Source organism: Pseudoalteromonas sp. Angola-30 (genome assembly GCF_028599215.1).
GTDB classification, from domain to species: domain Bacteria; phylum Pseudomonadota; class Gammaproteobacteria; order Enterobacterales; family Alteromonadaceae; genus Pseudoalteromonas; species Pseudoalteromonas atlantica.
In genome coordinates, this window is sequence record NZ_JAQREI010000019.1 from 12688 (window position 1) to 28325 (window position 15638).

General features: G+C 39.7%; 16 protein-coding genes. 6 read left to right on the forward strand and 10 right to left on the reverse strand.

Going from position 1 to position 15638, the window contains the following annotated elements:
- Nucleotides 1-122: 122 nt before the first annotated feature.
- Entirely contained in the window at nucleotides 123-1940 is a 1818-nt protein-coding gene (locus PSH54_RS17710; protein ID WP_273606729.1) for a protein kinase domain-containing protein, read from the forward strand.
- Nucleotides 1941-1994: 54 nt separating this feature from the next.
- Here PSH54_RS17710 and PSH54_RS17715 read toward each other — a convergent pair whose 3' ends face one another.
- Both PSH54_RS17715 and PSH54_RS17720 read right to left on the reverse strand, forming a co-directional pair.
- Complete coding sequence (locus PSH54_RS17715; RefSeq protein WP_273606730.1) at nucleotides 1995-2519, reverse strand: hypothetical protein; 525 nt, start codon at nucleotides 2517-2519, stop codon at nucleotides 1995-1997.
- A gap of 23 nt (nucleotides 2520-2542) precedes the next feature.
- On the reverse strand, nucleotides 2543-3538 hold the full coding sequence (locus PSH54_RS17720) for a YHYH protein (protein ID WP_443197782.1): 996 nt from the start codon (nucleotides 3536-3538) through the stop codon (nucleotides 2543-2545).
- A 164-nt stretch (nucleotides 3539-3702) separates the two neighbouring features.
- Here PSH54_RS17720 and PSH54_RS17725 point away from each other — a divergent pair, with 164 nt between their 5' ends.
- A complete protein-coding gene (locus tag PSH54_RS17725) occupies nucleotides 3703-4134 on the forward strand; it encodes a DUF3859 domain-containing protein (protein WP_004586517.1) in 432 nt (143 codons plus the stop codon).
- Between the two features lie 255 nt (nucleotides 4135-4389).
- Here the strand turns inward: PSH54_RS17725 and PSH54_RS17730 are convergent, their stop codons facing one another.
- The 3 genes from PSH54_RS17730 to acuR form a co-directional block, all read right to left on the reverse strand.
- A complete protein-coding gene (locus PSH54_RS17730) occupies nucleotides 4390-4806 on the reverse strand; it encodes a VF530 family DNA-binding protein (protein ID WP_004586518.1) in 417 nt (138 codons plus the stop codon).
- A gap of 73 nt (nucleotides 4807-4879) precedes the next feature.
- The gene (gene acuI / locus PSH54_RS17735) at nucleotides 4880-5869 is read right to left on the reverse strand and encodes an acrylyl-CoA reductase (NADPH) (protein WP_273606731.1); all 990 of its coding nucleotides are present in this window, start codon (nucleotides 5867-5869) and stop codon (nucleotides 4880-4882) included.
- A 50-nt stretch (nucleotides 5870-5919) separates the two neighbouring features.
- Complete coding sequence (gene acuR, locus PSH54_RS17740) at nucleotides 5920-6552, reverse strand: acrylate utilization transcriptional regulator AcuR (protein WP_273606732.1); 633 nt, start codon at nucleotides 6550-6552, stop codon at nucleotides 5920-5922.
- A 608-nt stretch (nucleotides 6553-7160) separates the two neighbouring features.
- Between acuR and rmf the strand changes: the two genes are divergently transcribed.
- Entirely contained in the window at nucleotides 7161-7331 is a 171-nt protein-coding gene (rmf, locus tag PSH54_RS17745; RefSeq protein ID WP_004586522.1) for a ribosome modulation factor, read from the forward strand.
- Between the two features lie 69 nt (nucleotides 7332-7400).
- On the opposite strand, the gene fabA is transcribed toward rmf, so the two are convergent.
- Nucleotides 7401-7916 (reverse strand): bifunctional 3-hydroxydecanoyl-ACP dehydratase/trans-2-decenoyl-ACP isomerase, encoded by a 516-nt coding sequence (gene fabA / locus PSH54_RS17750; RefSeq protein ID WP_004586523.1) that lies wholly within the window; start codon nucleotides 7914-7916, stop codon nucleotides 7401-7403.
- 204 nt (nucleotides 7917-8120) lie between these two features.
- Here fabA and PSH54_RS17755 point away from each other — a divergent pair, with 204 nt between their 5' ends.
- From PSH54_RS17755 to PSH54_RS17765, 3 genes are read left to right on the forward strand one after another with little or no spacing between them, the layout of a single operon-like run.
- Nucleotides 8121-8978, forward strand: a complete 858-nt coding sequence (locus tag PSH54_RS17755) for a 6-carboxytetrahydropterin synthase (RefSeq protein ID WP_024033642.1) — start codon at nucleotides 8121-8123, stop codon at nucleotides 8976-8978.
- Complete coding sequence (locus tag PSH54_RS17760; RefSeq protein ID WP_273606733.1) at nucleotides 8971-9789, forward strand: M23 family metallopeptidase; 819 nt, start codon at nucleotides 8971-8973, stop codon at nucleotides 9787-9789. The genes PSH54_RS17755 and PSH54_RS17760 overlap by 8 nt, the downstream gene beginning before the upstream one ends.
- Before the next feature lie 5 nt (nucleotides 9790-9794).
- Nucleotides 9795-10229 carry an acyl-CoA thioesterase gene (locus tag PSH54_RS17765; RefSeq protein WP_024033640.1) on the forward strand — a complete coding sequence of 145 codons (435 nt, stop codon included), beginning with the start codon at nucleotides 9795-9797 and terminating at the stop codon, nucleotides 10227-10229.
- Nucleotides 10230-10438: 209 nt separating this feature from the next.
- Here the strand turns inward: PSH54_RS17765 and PSH54_RS17770 are convergent, their stop codons facing one another.
- Genes PSH54_RS17770 through PSH54_RS17785 form a run of 4 tightly spaced genes read right to left on the reverse strand, consistent with a single transcriptional unit; the run spans nucleotide 10439 to nucleotide 15626 of the window.
- Complete coding sequence (locus tag PSH54_RS17770; RefSeq protein WP_273606734.1) at nucleotides 10439-11761, reverse strand: Na+/H+ antiporter family protein; 1323 nt, start codon at nucleotides 11759-11761, stop codon at nucleotides 10439-10441.
- An 8-nt stretch (nucleotides 11762-11769) separates the two neighbouring features.
- Nucleotides 11770-13731 carry a transglutaminase family protein gene (locus tag PSH54_RS17775; RefSeq protein ID WP_273606735.1) on the reverse strand — a complete coding sequence of 654 codons (1962 nt, stop codon included), beginning with the start codon at nucleotides 13729-13731 and terminating at the stop codon, nucleotides 11770-11772.
- Nucleotides 13724-14737 carry a DUF58 domain-containing protein gene (locus PSH54_RS17780; protein ID WP_443197783.1) on the reverse strand — a complete coding sequence of 338 codons (1014 nt, stop codon included), beginning with the start codon at nucleotides 14735-14737 and terminating at the stop codon, nucleotides 13724-13726. Before PSH54_RS17780 ends, PSH54_RS17775 begins: the two co-directional genes overlap by 8 nt.
- Entirely contained in the window at nucleotides 14721-15626 is a 906-nt protein-coding gene (locus PSH54_RS17785; RefSeq protein WP_096041756.1) for an AAA family ATPase, read from the reverse strand. Before PSH54_RS17785 ends, PSH54_RS17780 begins: the two co-directional genes overlap by 17 nt.
- Nucleotides 15627-15638 lie beyond the last annotated feature (12 nt).

Below are 15638 nucleotides of genomic sequence, written 5' to 3' on the forward strand. Positions count from 1 at the left end.
CTTGGCTAGTTAGCTTTTTAGGTATTAGTAAAAACTACTTAGTGAGTATTGTAATCTGGCTATATAACACTAATAATCATGTGGCTAACTCACTATTTAACCTATAAAACAAAGAGCCTGTATTGAAAGCCAAAGAAATTCGCAATTTTTATATTAACGAAGAGCAATCTGTTTATTTGCTGTCACATAGAGATGCCAAAAAACACCGTCAATGGCTTAATATTTGTATTAAACAACTGAGTGCGCTTGGGTATAAAAATGTAGAGATGATTGGCTCAGGCGCGTTTGGGTTTGTGTTTGCTGGCAATGACGAAAATGCCTTACCTTGGGTGTTTAAGTTCTCGCGTATTACGCTTGCCCAAAGTGTGCGCGACCGCCTAGAAGACGAAGCGTATATGCTCTCGCAAATTAATAACCCGCTAGTGCCTACCTTTTATGCTTTTGAGCGTATAAAAAAGCAAGGTATTCTAATGATGGCCCGTGCCATTGGAGAAGACCTTGAAAAAGTATCGCTAAAAAAAGGGCGTTTTAGTGCCGCCCATATAATGCAATTAGCGGTGCGGCTACGTAATGTATTAATTGATTTGCGTAATCATAAAAATGGTTTAACCCCTCAACCTATAGTGCATGGCGATATTAAACCTTCTAACTTAGTATGGGATGAGCAAAGCGATGCGCTGTCTTTAGTTGATTGGGGAAGTTCTGTTTACGCACAGGTTGATAGTAAGGGGGAGCCTATAGCCAGTAATTTTATGGATTTAATGTCGGGAGATTTAAGCACTACCAATGCCAGAATGGGCGATGTGTATTTTATAGGTGATGCGCAAATGTCGGGTGAGAAGTCATCCCCACGCTTTGATGAACAAGGTGTGGCTTCTACCTTATATGCACTTGCCTCCGCTCAGTCGTGTCGTTTTGGTGCGCAAGCCATTCCTGCAAGCTCGCTTGGCTTACCCAAAGAGCTTGCAAATGTTATTGATGGCATGCTGTCTAAAAATAAAACCATACGCGATGGCGCAGGCGATTACTTTATGCGTAACATTACCAAAATGGCTAAGGCGTATTTACCTGAGCTTAAAAAAGCGGAGCCTCGTCCTGCTATTCCGTATTGGTTTGGTAAAGGCGATAAGCCCGACACCGTAGTATATAGCTCGCGAAAACAGTTTTTACGACAAGCCGATCATAATCAACAATTGCTTGATGTAAACGATGCTCAATTAGATCGCTACTATAAAGAGTTTTTGTTTGATACCGGCGATACCGAAAAAGCCTTTTTGGCCTCTATCAGCCGCCTAGCTAAATACCCGGTAGTGGGTGGATTGAGCTTTCATTGGAAAGATGAGTCGGTGTTTGTTGAGTCATCGCTTATTATGCATGATGAAAGTTTAAAAACAGCCTTTACCGATGCCATTAATAATACCGTGATGCTTGCACAAGCGATAAGTCAAAAAGGTTTATTTAAGTGTTGTTTATTTGATGCGCGTAAAACTATTCAATTAGAGCGAGATGGCACCGGGGCGTTTAAGTTTGATAACCTCCCTGAGCTTGATTATGAAGTTGTTAGCATGAAGGCAAACGAAATTGCACGTCCACATTCTTACTTTGAAGACGGTAAAGACCCTGATGAGCAGCTGCAACTTCCTAAAAAAGTGATTAGATGCGTGTTTGAGCTAAACCAAATTCATCATACTGGCTGTATTATATTTGAAGCCCTGCCAGATAGAATGAAAATACACCATTACTATCGCTTACTCGATGAAAGCAAAGAAGTAGAGTTTAAACGGTTACTTAATAAATTAATGCAGTATGCAGTTAACATTACTGATGTGGGAGTAGCAGGATTTATGAAGCTTCCTTATAAAAACACTCGCGAATTTTCGCTTTGTGAAAAACAACCAGAGAATTTCTTTCCTAAAAATCCAAAATTATTAGCGCAATAAATTAAAAAAGGGCAGCTTAATATTAAGTCTGCCCTTGGCTACTTAATTGTTAGTTTAAAACACTGTGCTAAAAGGCGTACGCGGTGTTAAGGCAAACTGATGAGTCATTTTTTGCTGTTTGTTAGTGGCGGTAATGTGGTACTTATTTAAATCAGAGTTTTGACTAAATAACCTAACGTTTAATTTTAGCTGTGCGCTTATATCGGGCACTGTATATCGGCCCGTAATCGTTATGTACTCAATGTTATTAGTATCAGTATGCGACACTTCAGGGTTTAGTAATAAGCCCTCTAAAGAAAACTTATAATGATGATCGTTTAAATAAACCCCTCGCATTATGGTTTTGCTGATTTGTTTTTTATGGGCGTTAAATTCATCCATAGATACTTTTTTATTTAAATCATCATCAAGGTTATTAAATGCTGAAATGGGCAGCGAGAGCACTATAAAGGCATGGTTATCAATCACGTTTAATGTTCCGTGTTGAGCCACCATTAAATGTGCATAAACAACCGGTGCTATAACAATATTGGCCACTAAAATAAGTGCAACCAGTGCTTTTTTATGTATTTTCATCATATTCACTCTGCTTATAAGTAAATTTATAGCTCGCCTTTAACACAGCGTTGAAAAAACGGATAAGTGTCAGTTGCATAGTAATGGTATATGCCTTGTGGAAATTCAGGGGTCACACCAAAGCGCCCGTTACACTCATCTAAATCGCCAGAGCCAGCTACATACTCCCAATCTTGTGCAAAAGTTCCCAGTGGATAAATATCGGTAGAAGGGCGGTTATCGCTCACAGTACAAATATGTTGGTAGCTACCTGTCATCACTTTAAGTGACGAACTTGCATCATCCGCGGTGCTATAGCCATAGCGCGCATAAATAGGAAACCCATCAGCCGCCCATGCAATTAGAGTCATTGTTGAGCTGTTGCCGCCTCTAAGGGAGATAAATCCCTCAGGCATGCCATGATAATGATATGTGCCATCGGGCTGTACGTGAGCGTTGTTATCGTCAGTACCAAAACTAAAGGTATCTTGGCTTAGTGCTTCAATACTCCAGTTGCCACTGTTATCGCCAAGCGAGCAATTTTCGCCAGAGTCATCACAACTGCCGCCGGTACCAGCATCAATTTTAACGCCATTTAGTACTATGCCTAACACGCCTCGAGGGCCGCCCATTAAGGTTGCGGTATCGCTTTGTATAGGCGTTAACGTAAAGCTCTCACTCACTGTTTGCTCAGAAATGGTGTTTGGATTATCGGGGTTAGGAAACGTGCCCACATCATGATCTGGAATGCCATTAGCAACTACATCGCGTGTTGTACCTGTGCATGCCCAATCAGCAGAACTGGTGGTTTGCACTGATGTTGAGTCGTTGTATTCATTGTAACTGTATTCACATAGGACTTGCTCGGTTGAGCTGGTGCCACTTGTTGCTGTTGTACGTTCACTGCTTGAACTTGTACTTTCATCAGTGGCGGTTGTTAGGTTTTGCTCATCACTGCCACATGCAACAAGAGAAGAAATTGCCGCACTTAATAACAATATTTTTAATAGTTTAACTTTATTACATAGAGTGTGATTCATCATACACAGCCAATTAAGTACTAATTGACGCTATTTTTGATCTTAAATGTGCAAGTAATGTGCAAAAATAAATCAACATTGAGTATGTTTGTTAATCAGGTGATTTTACTTAAGCTGCATGTATTATAAAATCAGTGCATTAACAGCCTAAAGTAAAGAATGGTGTAATGGCAAAATCAAAACCTGAGGTGTCGATTCAAAGTTGTGGGATTTATTCTACCTGGGATAGCAAAAGTAAAGCATTGCCACAAATTGAGCAGTTTACAACAAATGTAATTGCCAAGCTTGATGTTGAATTTGGTTTAATAATTAATATCAAAAAAGCAAAAGGCGAAAAACTTCACTTTTGCATCTATCACCCCGATATTCCAGACAGTAATGGCGAAATAATGCCGCCCTTTGAAGGCGTTGAATACATTAAAGAGAACGACTGGCAGTTTTATTTAGGTGATACTCTTTGGGAGCCTATTGAAAATAAATTAGGTGATTGGCGAATGACACTCACCCTAAATAATAAAATTATTGCCGATAAAACATTTAACGTTGCACTTGAAGAGCAAGGCTCTGTTAATGATTTTTGGCGTAAACGAGGTTACTAAGCCCTAAAATTGCAGGGCTAAAAAAAGCCAATATACATTGGCTTTAAAAATATAACTTAACCTTAACTCTGGTTAAGAGATAGACCAACATAATTTATCATGATGATCTTTAAGCTTTATTCTCTAGCCAGCGGTTTTCGGTGAAAAAAAGTCGAATTTACGCGTCAATAGCTAGCCTATTGCAAGTAAATTCAACGCTGTTAGCGCTGAAAATAGCTGCTAGAGATAGATTTATTATCTAGAGTTGAGGTTAACTTAGTTACCCCACGGGTTAGTTGCATTTGAGCGTTGTTTTCGTGCCCTGGCACGTTGTTTAGTGGCCTTTTTTTCCATAATTCGCTTTGCATCACTAAAACTTAATTCGCACGGCTCCCCCGGTTTATGATCCGCAGGAATAACTCTATCTCGTGGCGGTAATTCGTATTGCACATCGTCGGGTTTAGGTAAGTTTTTAAGGCGGTATAGGTAAAAGTTATCTACCTTTTCTTGTGCCCATTGTGTTTTACGTAAAAACTTAACCGCCGATTTTACATCTGGGTTGTTTTTAAAACAGTTTAATTGCAAATAAGCGTGTAGTAGCTCCCACCCATATTGCTCAACCAGTTCTTCAACCACTTGCTCTAATTTTACGCCTTGCAGTGGGTTATTACTGTAAAGATCTTGGTTGCTCATAGGTGTTGCCTCATTAATAAAAATACAAATGCCATTATAAATTTAATAACGAGGCTTTAATAGATAAAATTGCTTAACTTTGGCAATTAACAACTACGCGGCCGCGAATTTTACCTTCCATAAGTTGCTCGGCATTTTCAATTACTTGCTCAAGTGTAATTTCGGTTGAAATTTTATCAAGGTAATCGGCTTTTACTAAGCTTGCTAGTCTGTCCCATGCTTCTACTCTGTCTTTTTTAGGGCGCATAACGCTGTCTATACCAATTAAAGATACACCACGTAAAATAAAGGGCGCTACAGAGGCGGGTAAATCCATGCCTTGGGCTAAACCACACGCAGTAACCACGCCACCGTATTTAAGCGATGCACAAATATTAGCAAGCGTGTGGCTGCCTACCGAATCTATAGCACCAGCAAAGCGTTCTTTTTGAAGTGGCTTACCTGGGTTTGAAAGCTCATCGCGGCTAATAATTTGTGACGCACCCAGTTCTTTTAAGTAATCGCTTTGCTCCATTCTTCCTGTTGCAGCGGTTACGTTATAGCCCAGCTGATTTAATAAATAAATGGCAAAGCTGCCAACACCGCCGTTTGCACCGGTCACTAATATTTCGCCATCACTTGGAGTGATGCCTTGTTTTTCAAGGGCAATAACACTCAGCATTGCTGTGTAGCCCGCGGTGCCAATTTGCATTGCTTGTTTTGGCGAAAGCGTTGCAGGGAGGGGGATTAACCAATCACTATTAAGCGATGCCTTTTGTGCAAGGCCGCCCCAGTGTTTTTCACCCACACCAAAGCCATTTAGAATTACATTATCGCCAACAGTAAATTCATCCGTACTTGTTTCACTTACTGTGCCCACTAAATCGATGCCTGGCACCATAGGAAAACTACGTACCACAGGGCCTTTACCAGTAATGGCTAGCCCATCTTTGTAATTGAGCGTGCTGTAAAGTACATCAAGTTGCACGTTTTGATCTGGTAGGTCACTTTGCTGCACTTCACTAAGCGCCACAGCGTAGTTTTCGTCTTTCGTAATTACAATAGCTTTAACTGAGTTACTCATAACATATCCTTTTAGACCGATCGGTTTTTAATGGCTAAATAAAATGCGCACTAGGTAAGTAATGCGCGTAAAAACATTTCTGTATACAACGTAAGGGGTTTACTTGATTGGGTAAGTTTAGCTCGCATAACGGCGCCTTCCCAGCCAATCCAAAAATATTCACTCATAAGCTGCGTATCAACAGTTTTAGCAATCGTGCCTTGTTGCTGTGCTTCATTTAAACACTGCTCCACTTGCTGCTGCCATGCTACGTAGCTTTGTAGTAAGCGGATTTTAAATTCATCACTTAAATGATTTAGCTCTTGATTTAAATTGCCGACCAAACAACCGCGTTTGTACTGGTATTTTTGCATGCCCATAATGGCACTTTGCGTAAAGTGAATTAAGCGCTCGAGGGGCGGGGTTTTGCTATCGGTTAAATATTTTTTGAGCTTAGTAATAAAGTAGTCATCGTAGGCATTTACTAACGCAATACCAAACGCTTCTTTACTTTTAAAGTAATGATAAAACGAGCCTTTAGGCACGCCGGCTTTTTTTAAAATGGTATCAAGGCCAGTTGCGCTAAAACCAAATTCAGTTAAGGTTTCTAGGCCAACCCTAATAAGGTGCGCTTTGGTATCGGCGTTTTCGCGAGGTATTTTAGGGGGTCTTCCGCGCCGTGCAGGTGCCTGAGCAGTGTTCATTATAAGTAACCCCTAATAGCCTTTTTAAAGTTAACCCATATTAGACCGATCGACTTTAATTAATCAAGCATAAATACCAATTGTTTAAAAATAAATCGTTAAAGTTGTTTTTTAAACAAAAGGGCAAATTGCAATAAAATCGTCATGATTACATTTTTGTTTGGAACTTAGCCAAAAAAGCTGTGTCGGATAAATAGGTCGTGTTGATTTTTGCTGGTTAAATTTGCAGTGGTGTTTGGCATTTAGACAAGGCGGTAAAGCACCATAAATACCAACTATATGCTGCCCATTAGGTGCTTTTATTAAGCAGTTATTTAATCGCTTTAATGGAGATATTTAAATCAGCAAAGTAGAACACGCCTTAGCACATAAGTGCATTTAAGCGGTTAGATAGCCGTATTGTAAATTAAAGAAGCAGTAAGAAATGAAGTGGTATGACCACTGTGTTTTTATTAATGTTAAATTATCTTTGCATCAGCATGTTAGTTAATGTCAAACAAATTAATTAATTTTGCTATTTGAATTTAACATTTTTATTAACTATTCATTAAATGTAGATTTCACTAATGCTACAAAATTTATAATTAAAAAAGGTGAGGATATTACCGATGAAGAGACAAAAAAGAGATCGTTTAGAAAGAGCTCATTCTCAAGGTTTTAAAGCAGGTTTAGCCGGGCGCTCAAAAGAGCTATGCCCTTATCAGCAAATCGATCCTAAGTCAGAATGGTTAGGCGGTTGGCGTGAAGCAATTGAAAACCGAAACATGTATAAAACCTAATTCATCAGATAAGAATTAACGTAAAAAGGCCTCCAACTGGAGGCCTTTTTGCATAGATTCATTACTAATTTAGAATGCGCTTGTGTCTTGAAATAAGCCCACTTTTAAATCTTTTGCTTCGTAAATTACGCGGCCATCTACTTCAACTGTGCCATCAGCCATGCCCATAAATAATTTACGCTTAATTACACGTTTCATATCAAGGCGGTATGTTACTTTTTTAGCTGTAGGTAAAATTTGACCGGTAAATTTAACTTCACCCACGCCTAAAGCACGGCCTAAACCTGGGCCACCAGACCAGCCTAAGAAAAAGCCAACGAGTTGCCACATAGCATCTAGTCCTAAACAACCTGGCATAACTGGGTCGCCTTTAAAATGGCAATCGAAAAACCATAGGCTTGGGTCAATATCAAGCTCAGCTACAATTTGGCCTTTACCGTGCTCGCCGCCATCAGCAGTGATTGAAGTAATACGGTCCATCATTAACATGTTGTCGCTTGGTAAACGGCAGTTACCTTCACCAAACATTTCACCTTGACCACATAGGATCAAATCTTCTTTTGTATAGCTATTTTTAGGTTCCATAACACTTATCTTCGCTTAGAAATTGCCAAGTACTTTAGCGTACACTTGTACGCTAAACAACTCGGAGCAGTTGAAAAAAACACTTTTTTGCGTGATTTATCGCCAATCAGTAGTGGCGATTGCTTTTTGCACTATAAAACCGCGCAATTACAATCAGAAATCATTATAATTACCCCTGACTTATAACCAGTTTAAAGGAAGTTTATGATCCTTTTTGTTAACTCACTAACAGTGATTGATTTTTCTTACTTATGTAACAAACGCGGCGCCGTTGGCGAGAGCTGGATTGTTGACTTAACGTTGCATGGCAAGCTAAATGAAGAGTCTATGGTGTTAGACTTTGGCTTAGTTAAAAAGCAAATTAAAGGCATAATTGACGACTGTTTAGACCACAAACTAGCAATTGCTAAAGGTTTAAATGGCACAGTACAAGAATTTGATTCGCACAAAACGCTCGATTGCACATTTGGTGATAACCACCATTTAGCCATGAGTGCTCCGCATCAAGCTTATTGCATGATAGACGCGCCAGAAATTAGCGTTGAATCAGTGACTGAATTTTTAATAGACACTATTTTACCAAAACTGCCAGGAAACATTGAAAAAATTGAGTTGTCGCTTAAACCAGAGCACAGCCAAAGTTTTTATTACCATTACAGCCATGGCCTTAAAAAGCACGATGGCAACTGTCAGCGTATTATTCATGGTCATCGCTCGCAAATTGGTATTAGTTTAGATGGTATGTCTATGCCACGCTTACAAAAACAATGGGCAGAAAAATGGCAAGATATTTACTTAGCTACACGTGAAGACCAAATCGCTGCAAGCGAATTAAAACACATAAGCGCTAAAAACGATGATGTGTGTTTTGCTTACACCGCTGCACAAGGTTACTTTGAAATGGCGATTAGCGAGTCACGCTGTGACATTTTACCTGTTGATACAACGGTAGAATGTATTGCTCAACACCTTGCTGAGCAAGTTAAGGCAGAATACCCAGACAAAGACGTAAAAATTACCGCATATGAAGGCGTAGGAAAGGGATCGATTAGTTATGCTTAAAACTCTTTTAGCCACAGCGCTTGTAACCACAACTAGCTTTAGTGCATTAGCGCTTGAGCTAAAAGGGCACCTTACGCAGGGCGGCTTAGTGACAGGCAAGCTTGAAAACGTAAAGTTGGTATCGCTAGATGGTAAAACATTAAAGTTATCAGACTCTGGCGATTTTGTGTTTGGCTTTGGTCGCGACGCGAAAGCAAAACACGCCCTTACGTGGGTAGATAATAACGGTAAAACACACACGCAAGATTTAATGATCACTAAACGCGATTATAAAATTGATAAAATTACCGGTGTGGCTAAAAAGTATGTGTCGCCCCCTAAAGAAGTAAGCGCACGTATTAGCCGTGAGGCGCAAGCAATACGTAAAGCGCGCGCGGTTAACTCTGATTTACAGTACTTTTTAGACCCGGTATTAAAGCCTGCACAAGGACGTATATCGGGTGTTTATGGTAGCCAACGTTATTTTAACGGCGAACCGCGACGCCCACATTTCGGTTTAGATATTGCCAATAAAACCGGCTCGCCTGTTTATGCTCCGATTAGTGGCACCGTGGTGTTTGCTGACCCCGATTTATACTACTCTGGCGGTACGCTTATTATTGACCACGGCCATGGCGTTACCTCTACATATATTCATTTAAGCAAATTAGATGTAAAAGTAGGCGATACAATAAGCCAAGGCGACAAAGTTGCCGAAATAGGTGCAACAGGGCGTGTAACAGGCCCACACCTTGATTGGCGTTTTAACTGGGAAGGCGAGCGCCTAGACCCAGCATTATTGATGCAAGATAAGCTTGCTAATAAAAAGTAGATACTATGACAGACATTAACCGCGATGCAATTATTGCAAAGCGTATTGAAGACTCAACGACCTCGGTTACTAAAACGGTGTTTCCTGGGCGCACTAATCATCACAACACATTATTTGGTGGCGATGCGTTAGCATGGATGGACGAGGTTGCTTTTATTGCCGCCACTCGTTTTTGCCGAAAGCCGTTAGTGACTATTTCATCTGATAGAGTTGATTTTAAAGAGGCTATTCCAGCGGGCACTTTTGCTGAGCTAATTGCTAAAGTTGTGCATGTGGGCAATACATCACTAAAAGTGGATGTGGATATTTGTTTAGAAACCATGCATAAAGATGATAAGCACTCGGCTATTTCAGGCAGCTTTACCTTTGTAGCGGTAGATGATGATCACAGACCGACACCGGTTGTGTGCGATAAAATGATTTACGGTTTTGATAAGTAAATATTAAGGCAAGCGGCCTTTAAATAAGCACCTTTATTAGGTGCTTATTTAATTATATAAAAAGAACACATCATACTGGTTTGTTATAAAAAGCAATCTTCGCAGCTATGAAGATATATAAATTAGGTCAGCAAAATAGGGAGGTATAAAAAGGCATGAAATACATGCCTTAAAAATAATGAATTATACACTCTATAAGTGCAGAAGTCTTAAAGCACCATAGCCGCAATCCAACCAAATATAAGTAATGAAATATTAAAATGTATAAAGGTGGGGATCACCGAATCTCGTATATGGTCATGTTGACCATCGGCATTTAAACCCGAGGTTGGCCCAAGTGTAGAGTCAGAGGCTGGAGAGCCCGCATCACCTAATGCACCCGCTGTACCCACTAAAGCCGCTGTTGCCATAACCGAGAAACCTAAATCTAAACATAAAGGAACAAATAAGGTAGCTATAATTGGCACTGTAGAAAACGAACTACCAATACCCATTGTTATCAATAATCCCACCAATAAAATAGAGGCCGCAGCGAGGGGCTTATTGCCATCAAATAACGCCGCGCCACTGTGAACTAAACTTGCTACATCACCGGTTGCTTTCATTACTGAGGCAAATCCTTGAGCCGAAATCATAATAAAGCCAATCATCGCCATCATGGCGACGCCTTTACTAAATACGTCGCCGTTTTCTTCCCACTTAACAACACCAAAAACACTAAATATCATTACGCCAACAAGGCCGCCTAATATCATAGAGCCACTCAGGTTCTGTGCAACCAATGATGAAAGTACAGCAAACAAACCCACGATCATCACTTTTTTTGGTTTCTCAATGTCGCTAGCTTTGCTTTGTGTTGTTAACGGTTGCGCTTGGTAGTCACGGCGTTTTGCGTAACTTATAAATACCGCAATAATTAACCCAACCAACATACCGCAGGCAGGAATAATCATTGCCATAGGCACTTGTGTGTTAACTATGTCTAGGCCGTTATCAACTAAGTTTTTATGCAAAATAGAGTATAAGTAAATGCCACCAAATCCATAAGGCAATACCATGTAAGAGGTAGCTAAACCAAACGTTAATATACAGGCAATGGCGCGGCGGTCTAAACGTAGTTGATTAAACACAACCAGCAAAGGGGGGATTAAAATAGGTATAAAGGCTATGTGCACAGGCACTAAATTTTGAGAAGAAATAGCGCAGCCTAATATAATTAATAAAATAAAATAGCTTAAAAAGGTTTCGCTGCCAGCACCTTGTGCATTCACTTTGTTTAATAGCTTTTCGGCGAGGATACGGGTTAATCCCGATTTTGAAATAGCCACTGCAAAGGCACCTAACATTGCGTAACTTAGTGCAATTTCAGCGCCGGCCGACAAGCCAGAATTAAATGCATCAACACTTTCTTTTATCCCTAAACCCGCTGTTAAACCAGCTACAAGTGCACTAATTATCATAGCTACAATGACATTTACACGGGCTAAGGAGAGCCCAAGCATTAAAATAACGCCTATAACAACCGCATTCATAGTTTTCTCTATTTTGAAGATTTAATTAATTTTATCAGATCTTTAGCCTGATTTTTACGTTCTTTAGTAAAAGGTTTTTTAGCGTAGCGCACTTGGTTAAATAAATAGCTAAATTCGCTTAATGGTTCCGCAGCATCAGGGATTTGCTCAGCAAAGTATATTAACTGCTGATTAGGTGAATAGTGACTAGGCGCCGCTATGTCGTTTTTATCTGCCCAGTGCTTAACTGCTTCAAATTCTGAAACTAACGGCGGCCGTTTACTTTTATTGCGTGGCCAATTTAAATAAATAAAGTAAGCAGCAAAGCTAAAAGCAAGTCCTATAATAACCGCTAAAGGTACCAGCCAAAGATGTTTACTACCAAAAAGTGATTTTAAAAAGTTGCTTTGCTTTTCTTCGTCAAAGCCAAGTACCCAGCTGGTCCATTGGTAATCAAGGGTTTCTAGTTTGAGCCTTAACCAATTAACGGCTGCAAAGTTACTTAAACTCACTAAGCCAAAATCGAGATTACTTTTAAATTCATCATTGAGTTCTTCGTTTTGTGAAAGTGAACCATTTAACCGCTCGGGGGCGACCACCGCAGTGGCATCAAAAATTTGCCACTGATTATTAATATACACTTCAACCCAAGCGTGGGCATCGTATTGACGAACCGATAAATAATTATTTGTTTGGTTTTTTTCACCACCTAAATAACCGCTGGCCAAGCGCGCGGGAATACCGGCGCTTCTAAAAATATACGCTGCTGCACTGGCGTAATGGCCGCAAAAGCCGCGCTTTTTATCAAATAAAAATTGATCAATAGTGCTGTCACCGGTCATAGGCTCGGGGGTTAACGTGTAACTAAATTCTTGTTTAGCAAAGTAGCTAAGCAATGCATTATAAAAGTCGCTTTGCGAGGTGGTTGATTGTTTAAGTTTGGCAGCAAGCTTGGCTGCTTGTTGGTTTGTTTGGTTATTTAAGCGTGTGTAATAAGCGGTTTGCCAATCTGAAAGTTGCTCTGTACTCAGTGCTGTACTTGATACCTGATACTGCAAGCTTTTAGCTTGATATTGTTTTTTTCGTAATAGCCCTAGCGCATTACTTTCAACATTTTTATTGTTACTGGTTGCGTAACCAAGCCCATATAACCATTTTTGATTAGCAGGCTCGGCAATAATTGTGTAGGTATTTTGTACTGCAATTTGTTTATTGGGATCAGCACTTTGATTATTATATTTTAATAAATCAGATGTTTTCCACGCTTTACCATCAAAGGTATCATGTACAAGTGCTCGCCAATAATAAGGTGAGGCGGGCGTGTCGTTATCAAAACGCGCTCTAAAAACCAGTTCATCAGAATTAGACAGCTTTGCAATATCAAACGGATCAACCTGTTCAGAGAGCCCTGTTTTAGCAAGCTTGGGCCCAGGTAACTGCCAAAAAGCGGGCATTTTAGGTAAAAACAACAGCAAAAATATAGCTAAGGGCAAAGCAATAAATAACAACTTAGCACTTTGCTTAGAGGCTAATTTTAAACTATGAGAAGATTCAATTAAACTCAATACAGCAAAGTTGAGTAAAAATAGGGCGCTCATGGTTAAGGTGGTTATTATGCTTTGGTTAAACAAATACGCCGATGAAATAGAAAAAAACGTGAGTGTGACAATAATATGGTAATGTTTTTTTGTTTTAGCCTGCAGTAATTTAAAAATACTAGAGAGCAATAACATAGCAACAAACAATATGACTGTATCGCCTATACCTATGGTGTAAATCATTAATATTAAAGCTAATCCAGCCAAAATATTTGCAAGCCACGCGTTAGGTTTAGGGTTGTTAGTCAGTGTTAAGTACACGTTCCAAATGCATAAAAGCGATAAAACCCCAATAAACAGTATGGGCATATGCGATAAATAAAACGCAAATAAGCAGGCATATATAAAGCTCATTGCTAAATTAATTGCCCGGTAATTTAATAGCTCAGCCATTATTTGCTCCGCCGTATTCGCTCAGAAGTGCTAAACACTGTGATTTATCGTGCTTGTCGTTAGTTGCTTTGTAATTTGCTGAGGGTAAAATTAGTGTAAACGGCGTGTTGTTTTCGCATGCATTACACACTAAAAAGCAAAGCTGACTCAAGCGTTGCTCGGTGTTACCCGTTAGCAGGTTAAAATCAAAAACAATATCGGACTTTTTATAATCTATAAATTCTTTTACGAGTAACTGCTGCGATTTAGCGTAATGTTTCCATGAAATTCGCTGCAATCCCATTTCTGGTAAATGCGTAATTAGCTCATCAAACTCTTCGCTGCCGGGCTCTTTAATACTGCCTGTTTGCGTTGTGTGTTCAAACGTACTGTTGTAAGTGTCGTTTAATACATGCTCTGGCGCAGGGTAAACGTAAACAGAGTCATTGGGTTGTATATAACTCCACACGCTTACCAGCCCAAATGGGTAATTACTGTGTATTTTAAAACGTTCAAGGGTATATTTACCGCGGGCATTATAAGGTAGGTTAATAATTAAAGCGCTGTCTTTGGGCGTAACTTGCGCTAAGTGCTTTGCATATTCAGGGTCACTCGAGTAGCTAAGCGATACTGATTGCGTAAGTGTAGGGGCTTTTAAAATAAATTTAACCGAGCCTTTATTTGGTGAGAAGCTGGCAAAACTTTTTATATATTCAACTTTTAGCCCTTTGGCATTTGTATAACCAAGCAGAACGGCAATAATCATCACCACAAACATTAAATAAGCCATCACCAAAATTAAGTTATTTTGATAATTAATGCCCATAACAAAATTTAAAATAGCCACAATAATAAAGTAAAAGCCGAGTTGCGAGGGCACTACATATATATTGTTATGAGCCAGCGTAATGGATTGCTTTGAATGCTTGTTTTTAAGTAGTTTATTAAGTAAACGCTTTTTTAATGCGCCTAATATACTGACCTTTTTGGCTTTTTTTTTAAATAACACGTTAAACTGGCACAGCAACGGTTTTTAAAATTTCATTTACTTGCGCTTCGCCTGACTCGTTATGCAGTCCTAAGCGGTGTTGGCACACACTTGCAAATACAGCTTGTACATCGTCAGGGGTTACAAACTCGCGCCCTTCAATAAATGCCCACGACTTAGCCGCTTTAGCCAGCGCCATACTTGCCCGAGGAGAGAGCGAGCCTGCAAATGCTGCGCTTTGACGAGTATGCGTTACTAATTCAATAATATAATCGATTACAGGGCTACTTATCACAATTTGGTTAATTAAGGTTTGAATTTGTTGTAGCTGCTTAGCGTCTATTCTTTGTGGTAATTGGCTGTAGTCTCGCGGTTTAATGTTTAAAATAAGTTGTTTTTCAGCCTCTTTAGGAGGAAAACCTAAACTTATACGCATTAAAAATCGATCTAACTGCGATTCTGGTAGTGGGTAAGTACCCGACTGATAAAGCGGGTTTTGCGTGGCAATTACAAAAAAAGGATTTAGTAATGTGTACTTAGTACCATCTACTGTAACTTGCTGCTCTTCCATTGCCTCAAGCAATGCACTTTGCGTTTTAGGGCCCGCGCGGTTTATTTCATCTGCTAATACAACTTGGCTAAAAATCGGCCCTTTATGAAATGTAAACGTGTGCTCATTAGCGTTAAATACATTAGTTCCTAAAATATCGGCAGGTAAAAGATCGCTTGTAAATTGTATACGCTGATACGACAGCCCAAGCACAGCAGCAAGTGCATGTGAGAGCGTAGTTTTGCCCATACCGGGTAAATCTTCTATCAGTAAATGTCCTTCACTGAATAAGCAGGTGAGTGCTAGTTTTATTTGTTGTTTTTTTCCAAAAATAACACTCGATAAATCGTCGATAATTGCCGTAACAGTGCTTTGCATACTGACCTTATA

Excerpts from the sequence above, each read along its gene's own strand:
- fabA (WP_004586523.1), bottom strand. The coding sequence starts at position 7,916 with ATGGAACCTAAAAATAGCTATACAAAAGAAGATTTGATCCTATGTGGT.
- rmf (WP_004586522.1), top strand. The coding sequence starts at position 7,161 with ATGAAGAGACAAAAAAGAGATCGTTTAGAAAGAGCTCATTCTCAAGGT.
- PSH54_RS17715 (WP_273606730.1), bottom strand. The coding sequence starts at position 2,519 with ATGATGAAAATACATAAAAAAGCACTGGTTGCACTTATTTTAGTGGCC.
- PSH54_RS17730 (WP_004586518.1), bottom strand. The coding sequence starts at position 4,806 with ATGAGCAACCAAGATCTTTACAGTAATAACCCACTGCAAGGCGTAAAA.
- PSH54_RS17720 (WP_443197782.1), bottom strand. The coding sequence starts at position 3,538 with ATGATGAATCACACTCTATGTAATAAAGTTAAACTATTAAAAATATTG.
- PSH54_RS17785 (WP_096041756.1), bottom strand. The coding sequence starts at position 15,626 with ATGCAAAGCACTGTTACGGCAATTATCGACGATTTATCGAGTGTTATT.
- acuI (WP_273606731.1), bottom strand. The coding sequence starts at position 5,869 with ATGAGTAACTCAGTTAAAGCTATTGTAATTACGAAAGACGAAAACTAC.
- PSH54_RS17725 (WP_004586517.1), top strand. The coding sequence starts at position 3,703 with ATGGCAAAATCAAAACCTGAGGTGTCGATTCAAAGTTGTGGGATTTAT.
- PSH54_RS17775 (WP_273606735.1), bottom strand. The coding sequence starts at position 13,731 with ATGGCTGAGCTATTAAATTACCGGGCAATTAATTTAGCAATGAGCTTT.
- acuR (WP_273606732.1), bottom strand. The coding sequence starts at position 6,552 with ATGAACACTGCTCAGGCACCTGCACGGCGCGGAAGACCCCCTAAAATA.
- PSH54_RS17765 (WP_024033640.1), top strand. The coding sequence starts at position 9,795 with ATGACAGACATTAACCGCGATGCAATTATTGCAAAGCGTATTGAAGAC.
- PSH54_RS17770 (WP_273606734.1), bottom strand. The coding sequence starts at position 11,761 with ATGAATGCGGTTGTTATAGGCGTTATTTTAATGCTTGGGCTCTCCTTA.
- PSH54_RS17755 (WP_024033642.1), top strand. The coding sequence starts at position 8,121 with ATGATCCTTTTTGTTAACTCACTAACAGTGATTGATTTTTCTTACTTA.
- PSH54_RS17760 (WP_273606733.1), top strand. The coding sequence starts at position 8,971 with ATGCTTAAAACTCTTTTAGCCACAGCGCTTGTAACCACAACTAGCTTT.